At 74.0% G+C, this 8,821-nt stretch carries 8 protein-coding genes and 1 pseudogene; 3 read left to right on the top strand and 6 right to left on the bottom strand.

Going from position 1 to position 8,821, the window contains the following annotated elements:
• Window positions 1-9: 9 nt before the first annotated feature.
• Window positions 10-486, bottom strand: coding sequence for an NUDIX hydrolase (locus ACOJUF_RS25650; protein WP_420124636.1), 477 nt, complete (start codon window positions 484-486; stop codon window positions 10-12).
• 171 nt (window positions 487-657) lie between these two features.
• Here ACOJUF_RS25650 and ACOJUF_RS25645 point away from each other — a divergent pair, with 171 nt between their 5' ends.
• Window positions 658-2,130 (top strand): CCA tRNA nucleotidyltransferase, encoded by a 1,473-nt coding sequence (locus tag ACOJUF_RS25645; RefSeq protein ID WP_420124635.1) that lies wholly within the window; start codon window positions 658-660, stop codon window positions 2,128-2,130.
• 75 nt (window positions 2,131-2,205) lie between these two features.
• On the opposite strand, the gene ACOJUF_RS25640 is transcribed toward ACOJUF_RS25645, so the two are convergent.
• The 3 genes from ACOJUF_RS25640 to ACOJUF_RS25630 all read right to left on the bottom strand — a co-directional run bounded on the left by ACOJUF_RS25640 (window position 2,206) and on the right by ACOJUF_RS25630 (window position 6,489).
• Window positions 2,206-3,240, bottom strand: coding sequence for a PASTA domain-containing protein (locus tag ACOJUF_RS25640; RefSeq protein WP_420124634.1), 1,035 nt, complete (start codon window positions 3,238-3,240; stop codon window positions 2,206-2,208).
• Window positions 3,241-3,271: 31 nt separating this feature from the next.
• The gene (locus tag ACOJUF_RS25635; protein ID WP_420124633.1) at window positions 3,272-4,969 is read right to left on the bottom strand and encodes a protein kinase domain-containing protein; all 1,698 of its coding nucleotides are present in this window, start codon (window positions 4,967-4,969) and stop codon (window positions 3,272-3,274) included.
• 104 nt (window positions 4,970-5,073) lie between these two features.
• Window positions 5,074-6,489: an MFS transporter gene (locus tag ACOJUF_RS25630; protein WP_420124632.1), complete on the bottom strand. Its 1,416-nt coding sequence runs from the start codon at window positions 6,487-6,489 to the stop codon at window positions 5,074-5,076.
• A gap of 99 nt (window positions 6,490-6,588) precedes the next feature.
• On the opposite strand from ACOJUF_RS25630, the gene ACOJUF_RS25625 reads away from it, so the two are divergent.
• A complete protein-coding gene (locus ACOJUF_RS25625; RefSeq protein WP_420124631.1) occupies window positions 6,589-7,161 on the top strand; it encodes a YqgE/AlgH family protein in 573 nt (190 codons plus the stop codon).
• 175 nt (window positions 7,162-7,336) lie between these two features.
• Here ACOJUF_RS25625 and ACOJUF_RS25620 read toward each other — a convergent pair whose 3' ends face one another.
• Window positions 7,337-7,663, bottom strand: a complete 327-nt coding sequence (locus tag ACOJUF_RS25620) for an SdpI family protein (protein WP_420124630.1) — start codon at window positions 7,661-7,663, stop codon at window positions 7,337-7,339.
• A 62-nt stretch (window positions 7,664-7,725) separates the two neighbouring features.
• Window positions 7,726-8,328 (bottom strand): DinB family protein, encoded by a 603-nt coding sequence (locus ACOJUF_RS25615; protein WP_420124629.1) that lies wholly within the window; start codon window positions 8,326-8,328, stop codon window positions 7,726-7,728.
• A gap of 177 nt (window positions 8,329-8,505) precedes the next feature.
• Here ACOJUF_RS25615 and ACOJUF_RS25610 point away from each other — a divergent pair.
• A pseudogene (locus tag ACOJUF_RS25610) lies at window positions 8,506-8,821 on the top strand (hypothetical protein); the annotation flags it as partial.

The raw sequence follows: 8,821 nt of genomic DNA, 5'->3' as shown, positions 1-8,821 counted from the left end.
GCCGAGGCGTCACGCGGTGTCCGCCAGCAGTTCGACCGCCCGCCGGACCAGGCGTCGCTCGCCGGCGTAGGCCAGCCGGGTGGTCAGATCCGTCAGCGGGACCCAGGCGACCTCGGTGACCTCGATGTCGGCGTCGGAGAGCTCGCCGGAGACGGCCACCATCAGGTAGTGGTGCACGCGCTTGTGGATCCGGCGCCCCTCGGCCACGAACGTGTAGTCGACGCTGCCGAGCCGGGCGGTGATCCGCCCGCTGATGCCGGTCTCCTCCGCGACCTCACGGATCGCGGCCTCCTCGTGGGTCTCCCCGGCCTCGACGTGCCCCTTCGGCAGCGACCAGCCCAGGCGCCCGCGCCGGGCCAGCCGGCCGATCAGGGCCGCCGACGCGGTGCCGTCGAGGGTGCGGATGACCAGGCCCCCCGCGGACGTCTCGTCCGCCGGGCGGCGGGGTCGGGCCGGCCCGGGCACGTGGCGGCGGGCGGGAGGCATGGGCCGATGGTAGTGCGGCACCCCCGGCCGAACGCGGCACCGAACGCGGGACCGGCGCCGCCGTCACACGCCCGCAACACCGCCGGTGACCGGGCGGAACGCCGACCGGGCCGGCCGCCGGGTGGGCCGACCGGTCCGGCGGTGGCCGCCGGGTCGATAGACTGGCCCGTCGTGTCCAGTTCGCCGCGTCCCCCGCAGCCGGCGTCCCCGTCCGGCGGTGGCCGGTTGTCCGCGCTGCAGCGGACCGCGGTGGCCGACCTGCTGCGCATTGCCCCCGTCGCCGACGAGCTCGGCGCCCGCTTCGCCGCCGCCGGGCATCAGCTGCACCTGGTCGGCGGATCGGTGCGGGACGCCCTCCTCGGGCGGCTCGAGGACGACCTCGACTTCACCACCGACGCGCGTCCCGAGCAGGTGCTCGCGCTGGTCAAGGGCTGGGCGGAGAGCATCTGGCAGACCGGGATCGAGTTCGGCACGGTCGGCGCGGCGAAGTCGGGTTTCCGGGTGGAGATCACCACGTTCCGGTCGGACCTGTACGACGGGGACACCCGCAACCCGGTGGTCACCTTCGGCGACACCCTCGAGGGCGACCTGCTGCGCCGCGACTTCGCCGTCAACGCGATGGCCGTGTCGCTGCCCGGCCACGCGTTCGCCGACCCGTTCGGCGGCCTGGGCCAGCTGGCCGACCGCGTGCTCGACACCCCGGGGACGCCCGAGCACTCCTTCCGGGACGATCCGCTGCGGATGTTGCGGGCGGCCCGCTTCGTCTCCCAGCTGGGTTTCCACCCCGCCCCCCGGGTGGTCGCGGCGATGACCGCGATGGCCGGCGAGATCGATCGGATCACCCCGGAGCGGGTCGGCGCCGAGCTGGACAAGCTCCTGCTGGGGGCGCACCCGGTGGACGGTCTGCGGTTGCTCACCGAGACCGGGCTGGCCGATCGCATCCTGCCCGAGCTGCCGGCCCTGCGACTGGAACGGGACGAGCACCACCAGCACAAGGACGTCTACGAGCACACCCTGACCGTGCTGGAACAGGCCATCGCCCAGGAGGCCGACGGGCCCGATCTGGTGCTGCGGTGGGCGGCGCTGATGCACGACATCGGCAAGCCGGCGACCCGCCGGTTCGAGTCCGGGGGCGGGGTCAGCTTCCACCACCACGAGGTGGTCGGGGCCAAGCTGGCCCGCAAGCGGCTGCGCGCGCTGCGGATGCCCAAGGCGTTGATCGACGACGTCGCCCAGCTGACCTTCCTGCACCTGCGGTTCCACGGCTACGGCACCGGCGTCTGGACGGATTCGGCGGTCCGCCGGTACGTCACCGACGCCGGCCCGTTGCTGTCCCGGCTGCACAAGCTCGTGCGCGCCGACTGCACCACCCGCAACCCCCGCCGGCGGGCCGCCCTGCAGCGCTCCTACGACTCCCTCGAGGAGCGGATCGCGCAGATCGCCGCGGCCGAGGACCTGGCCAGGGTCCGGCCGGACCTCGACGGGAACGCCATCATGGAGCTGTTGGGCATCCCGCCCGGCCCCCTGGTCGGCCGGGCGTGGTCCCACCTCAAGGAGCTGCGGCTCGAGCGGGGGCCGCTCGATCGGGACACCGCCGAGGCGGCGCTGCTGGACTGGGCCCGCGGCGAGGGCATCGTCCAGTGACCCGGCCGCCCGCCGGTGCTCGCCGCGCGGCGGCGGGGCATGGCGGTCGCCGGGCGTGCGGCCCGGCGGTGCACGTCAGCGGCTGGTGCTGGTCGGCGTGGCCGACCCGGAGCTGCCGACCTCCGACTGCAGGCCCTGGGCGGCGAAGTCGCCGAACACGATGGTGCTGCGGCCGTCCACCGTCGAGAAGACGATCTTGATCCGGAGCACGTCGGTGACGTCGACGTCGACGGGCGTCGTCGTGCCGAACGGGACGTCCTGGGCAAGCAACTGGCGGCCGTCGCCGTAGATCTCCACCTTGCCGACGGCGGCGCTGTCGGACTTGTCGCCCAGGCCGAGCTCCCCGGTGAGCGTGCGGTACTGCCGGGAGAAGTCGTACTCGATCGTGCCGGGGTTGCCGTTCGCGTAGGGCGCGATGGCCACGGCGTGGCTGTACGACTTGCCGTTGGCCTTGGCGCTTCCGGAGTTGAAGGATTCGTAGTTCTCCCGGTCGACCGCCTCCATGTCGGCCAGGTAGGTCACCACCGGCCGGCGCACCACGTCGAGGGTGACCTCGGCGGTGTTGGCCGTCCCGGCGGGCGGATTCTGGCCCTGCACCAGGCCGTCGGCCAGCTTCTGGTCGAAGATCGGGTTCTCCTTCACCTCGAAGCCGAGCTTGGTCAGGCGTTCCTCGGCGTCGGCGTACGTCTGGCCGGTGACGTCGGGCACCGCGGCCGGCGCGGTGGAGACGGTCAGCGTGACGAGCTGGGCGAACGGGGCGCCGGCCACCGGGTCCTGCTCGATGACGGTGCCGGCCGGCTGGCTGTCGATGCGGTTGACCGTCTTGATCCGGACGTTGTACGGCGCCAGGGCGGCCTGGGCCGCGGACAGCGACTGGCCGGTGTAGTCCGGCATGACCTTGGGCGCGGCCACCGAGCTGGTCGGCGAGCTCGTCGTCGGCCGGGTGGTGGTCGCGGGCGTCGAGGACGGTACCGCGGACGAGGCCGGCGCGGCCTCGGCCGACGAGGGGGTGGACACCGCAGCCGGCGTGGCCGTGCCCCCGGACCCGCAGGCGCCGAGCAGGAGGGCGACCGGCAGCCCGATCGCGACGAGACGGGCGGCGAACTTCATGGGCAGAGCTCCACTCTCCGGGGCGGTCCGCTCATCGGTAGGCCTGAGCGTTGGTGAGGAAGATCAGGTAACCGGCCGCGCCGCAGGTGCCGGAGCCGGCCGTGGCTAGGTCGATGGTCAGGTCGCGGACGCCGGTCACGTCGACGTCGATCGTCGCCCCGGACTGCGGGGCGACGGTCTGCTCGGCGACCGGTTCTCCGTCGGCGGTCACCGTGACCAGGGTCCGGGTGTCCGGATCGGCGTCGTCGGACATGAGGAAGGTGCCGGTGATCCGCTGCAGCCCGGCGCCGACGTCGACCGTGAACTGCCGGGTGCCGTTCGGGCAGTTCCGGGGGCCCAGCTCGGTGGCGGCGGCGCCGGCCACCGGGACGCCGCCGGAGGTCCCGGACCGGCTCGCGGGGGCCGGGCGCAGCAGCGATTCCAGCGGCACCACCGGCAGCGGCGATGGAACGCCGGTCGTGCCGGCGGTGGTCGTCGGCAGGATTCCCATAGAGGTCGCCTCGGTCGGCGTGGTCGCCTCGGTCGGCGCGGTCGCCACGGTCACCGAGGTCGCCGAGGTCGGCGCGGTCGGCGCCCGGGAGGGTCGGGTGGCCCCGGCGTCCGCGCCGGCGGTCGAGCTCCGGCTGGCCGAGGCGTCCGGAGCCGCGGTCGACTGGCCCACTTGGCTCCCGGACGTCCGGATGACGTACCCGCCCCCGGCCAGCAGCAGGGCGGCCGCCGCGGCGACCACGATCCACTTCCGGCCCCGGTTGCCCGGCTTCCAGGACGACGGCTCGGGGGGGGCGGGTGGCGCCGGGAGGCTGGACGGTCGCCCGGGCGGTCCCGCGGCCGGCCGGGAGGCCGCGAGGGCGCCGCCGGGCGCCGGGCCCTCCGCACCGGGCGCGACCCGGGTGGCGGCCGCGGGCGCCAACGAGTGGCGGAGGGCGGCCGCGAACTCCGCGCAGGTGCGGTACCGGTCGGCCGGATTCTTGGCCATCGCGGTGGCGATCACCCGGTCGACCCCGGGCGGCAACCCGGGCCGGACGGCGCTGGGCTGCGGGGGCGGGAGGTGCCGATGGCCGTAGACCTTGGCCGTGAAGTCGCCGGGGAACGGCACCGAGCCGGTGAGCAGCGCGTGTGCGGTCGCCCCGAGCGAGTAGACGTCGGTCCGGATCCCGACCGGTTCGTTGGCCACCTGCTCGGGGGAGGCGAAGTCGGCGGTGAACGGCTGAAAGGTCGTCATGGAGGAGGTCTCGCCGACCACCTTGGCGATCCCGAAGTCGGTGAGGAAGACCCGCCCGTCGTCCGCGAGCAGCACGTTGCCCGGCTTGACGTCCCGGTGGGCAACCCCCTGGCGGTGGGCGAAGTCCAGGGCGTCGGCGACGGCGTCCACGATGCCCGTGACCCGGTCGGGGGGCAGGCCGCCGGGCGCGGACCGGATGGCCTCCGCGGCGTCGGTCCCCCGGACGAAGGTCATCGTGTACCAGACCAGCCCGTCGGTGGTGCCGGCGTTCGTCGTGGCGACGATGTTCGGGTGCTCCAGCCGGGACACGGTCTGCATCTCCCGCTCGAAGCGCCCGACGAACTCCGGCTCGCGGGACAGGAACGAGGGCAGCAGTTTGAGGGCGAACCGCTTGCCCAGGCTGGGCTGCAGGACCAGGTAGACCATGCCCATGCCACCGGCCCCGAGGCTTCGCTCCACCCGGTAACCGGCAATCTCGTCGCCCGGTTCCAGCCCCTCGCCCCCCACGCGCGAAGTATAGGGAGCGGCAGCGCGGTGTGATGTCCGCGTGATGTGACGGGTGTCCGACGGCAGCCGGCCGCCGTCCGGACGCCCGCCCGTCCTGCGCCCGCTCAGCCGCCGGCGCGGTCGCCGGGCGTGGGCGCACCCCGGTCGGTCAGTTCGACCGGACCATCCGTGGCGGCCCGAGCGACGAGATCGGCCGGGGCGGGCCGCCGGCTCAGGCGGCGCATCCCCGCCCCGTAGCCCCAGCCGGTGATCATGAACATGACGGCGACCAGGGCGACGGCACCCAGCCCGTTGCCGGCCGGCGGCACGATGAGCACGCCGAGGCAGAACGCCGACACGTAGGCCAGGTTGTTGGCCGTGTCGTAGAGCGCGAAGACGCGGCCGACGTACGCATCGTCGGAGTCGGCCTGGACCACCGAATCCATGCAGACCTTGCTGGACTGGTAGGCGAAGCCGACGGCGAACGTGGTCACCAGGGTCGACCAGATGGTGAACCGGCTGCCGAAGATCAGCACCAGCACCGCGACCACGGTCAGCAGGACGACCAGCCACCGGGTGCGGCCCAGCCGGCGCACCACCGGCGCGGTGACCACGGCCCCGGAGAACACGCCGAGGGCGCCGACCGCCAGGACCTCGGCGATGCCGGTGGCGCCGGGCCGCAGCACCCACAACGGCTCGGTGAAGTACTTCTGGAACAGCAGCAGGACGACCATCGTGCACAGGCCGAAGTTGAACCGGACGGCCATCACCACGAGCACGGCCAGCCCGACGGTGGGGCGCGCGATCACGTGGTGCAGGCCGCTGGCGAAGCCCTGCAGCACCGCCCGCATGGTCTGCGCCGGCTCGTCGGTCTCGTCCGGGCCCAGCTCCATCAGCCGGAACCGCGTCGCGATGAGGGCCGCGGCCAGGTAGAACAGCAGCACCGTCGCGGTGACGATGGCCACCCGGCCGTTGGAGTCGCCGAGCAGCCCGCGCAGCGCGATGGCGTAGCCGCCGCCGGCCGCGGTGGCGATCGCGCCCGACGTGGTGGCCAGCGCGTTGGCGCCGACCAGCGAATCCTGGGCGACCGTGTGCGGCATCGACGCCGAGAGCCCGGACCCGACGAACCGGCCGACGCCCATGATCAGCAGGGCGGTGACGAACAGGATGATGTTCGGCAGCCCGGCCGCGATCTGCACCGCGACCAGCCCGACCAGCAGGCATCGGATCAGGTTCGCCCAGACGATCACCCGCCGGCGGCTCCACCGGTCCAGCAGCGCCCCCGCGAACGGCCCGACCACGGAGTAGGGCAGCAGCAACACCACGAAGCCGGCGGCGATCTCGGCCGGGTCGGACTTGCGCTCGGGGCTGAACAGCACCAGGACCGCCAGCGCTCCCTGGAACGCGCCGTCGCCGAACGAGCTGAGCAGGCGGACGTAGACCAGGCGGCGCAGGCCACGGACCTTGAGCAGGTGGCGCAGGCCCCGCACCGACGGGCGTGCGGCCGGGCCGGTCACCGGGGTCGGCGGTCCTGCGGTCACGCTCGAACGGTACGCGCGAACCGAGGGAGATTCCCACCTGGCGGCGGGCCCATCGATTCAGAGCGCGCGCCGCCGCCGTCGAACGGACAATGGTCGGCGATGAGGGAGATCGATTCGCTCCGGGCGGGGATGCTGCTGGTGGCCACCCCGGGGCTGCGCGATCCCAATTTCCGGCGCACCGTCGTCTATCTCGTGGCGCACAGTGACGAGGGCACCGTCGGGGTGATCCTGAACCGGCCCAGCGAGACGGCCGTGCAGAACGTGCTGCCGACGTGGGCCTCGCACACCGCCCGCCCGCACGCCGTGTTCGCCGGCGGGCCGGTGCAGACGTCCGCGGCGATGTGCCTGGGGGTGTGCCGGACGGGGACGGACCCGCGCCGGGTGTCCGGGGTGGTCGGGGTCACCGGGCCGGTCGTGCTGGTCGATCTCGACAGCGACCCGACGGTCATCTCGCAATCGCTGCGCGGCATCCGGATCTACGCCGGCCGGGCCGGCTGGGACGCCGACCAGCTGGTCGACGAGATCGTCGACGGGTCCTGGTCCGTCGTTCCGGGGCTGCCGGACGACGTGCTGGCCGGACCGCGCACCGACCTGTGGTTCAGCGTGCTGCGGCGCCAGCCCTACCCGATGTCCCTGCTCGCCTACCACCCGGACGATCCCACCCGGAACTGAGGCCGCCGGCGCCCGGGAAGGGTCAGGACGCGGGATCGGCCGCCGGCGCGGTGCTGCGGGTGAGCTTGCTGCAGCCGCCGCACCCGCAGCCACATCCGCCACAGCCGGCTCCGCCGTCGGCGCCGGGCTTGCGGGCGGGCAGCGGAACGTGCCGGGCGGCACGGTAGCCAAGCGTTCAGGCGGCGAGCAGGAGCGCGAAGACCGCGGCGAGGCCGACCAGGAACAGGATGACGGCGACGGCGGCCGAGACCGGCAGCACCAGGATCAGCACCGCGATCACCGCGGCGACCGCCGCGGCGCCGAGCGCGACGGGGGCGGCGACCCGGTTGGCGACCGCGAACGCCTCGTCGCTGGCCATGCTGGCCGGGGTGCGCACGCCCATCCGCCCGTCCCGGGTCAGCGCCCCGGCGCGGCCGCGCAGGCCGACGATGCCGGAGAGGGCGGCCGGCAGCAACAACACGACGGCCAGCGGGAAGGTCAGGGCCAGGGACGCGGTCGACACGCCGGCCATCCTATTCCGGCCGGTTCCGGGCAGGTGCCGGCACCGACCGGTCGCCCGGGACGTCAGCCGGCCGGCGCCGATCGCAACCCGTGCGCCCACAGGTCGCGGAGCAGGGCGATCTCGGCGAGGTGATGGATCGCCTCCCGGTGGATGTGCAGGACCAGGGCCGCCATCGACTCCGACTCGAACCCCGGTTCCCGGCAGTTCGCGGCCAGGTCGGCCGGACCCAGTGTGGCGATCCCGGCCAGCCATCGTTCGTAGCCGGCGTCGAGGTCGGCCAGCGCACCCGCCGCGCTCGCCGGGTAGGCGTAGGACAGGTAGTCCATCGGCGGACCGCCGAAGTAGCGCGCGTTGCGATCGCCGAAGACGCCGACGACCAGGTGGCTCAGCCGCCAGGCGATCGTGGTCACCGGGGCCGGCTCCGCCGGATCGGGCTGGAAGTCCACCTGCATCGGGCCGGAGCCCATCAACGCGGTCGGGGCCGGGGCGCCGGCGGGCCGCACCGACCAGCAGCCGGGCACCGGTTCGAAGAAGTACTCCTCGTCGGTCAACCCGACCAGGCGGGGTCGAGCCTGCCGGTCCCAGTGCCAGGACAGCTGGGCGGCAAGCAGGGCGGTCCAGTCGGGGGTCACCGGGGGTGGCCCGGGGGGTGCGGCTGCGGTCACTGGCCCTCCTGGAAGGTCACGTCGGGTGCTGCGGTGCCGGCCCCGAGCCTGCCACCGGCCTCCGACAGTCGGGCGGGGGCCGGGGATCACCCGGATGGGACGAGGTCGGCCGCGCGGCGGTCCGCTTACTTTCCGGTCACCACCCGTCACTCATTGCACCCGCCGGAAGGATCCGCCATGCCCGCTCCCCGCCCCGTGACGGTCGTCCTCGCCGTCGTGATCGTCGTGGTCCAGGTGCTCGTGGCCGTCGCGGCCGCGGTGATCGCGGCGGCCGCGCCGATGGATGCCAAGACGGCGGCGGTGACCGCCCCGGCCGTGCTGATCCTGGGGTACGCAGCCGTCGCCTACTACCTGTGGGTGGGTCACCGCTGGGCCCGCACGATCGCCGTCGTGGTGGCCGTCGTCGGCGTCCTGGGCAACCTGTCCGTCATCCTCTACTACGACCATCAGGCGTCGGTGGTCGCCAACGTGATCGGCCTGGTGCTGGCGGGGC

The sequence above is a fragment of the Nakamurella sp. genome, assembly GCF_048594475.1.
Taxonomy (GTDB): Bacteria; Actinomycetota; Actinomycetes; order Mycobacteriales; family Nakamurellaceae; genus Nakamurella.
This window is presented reverse-complemented; position numbering and strand designations above follow the sequence as displayed.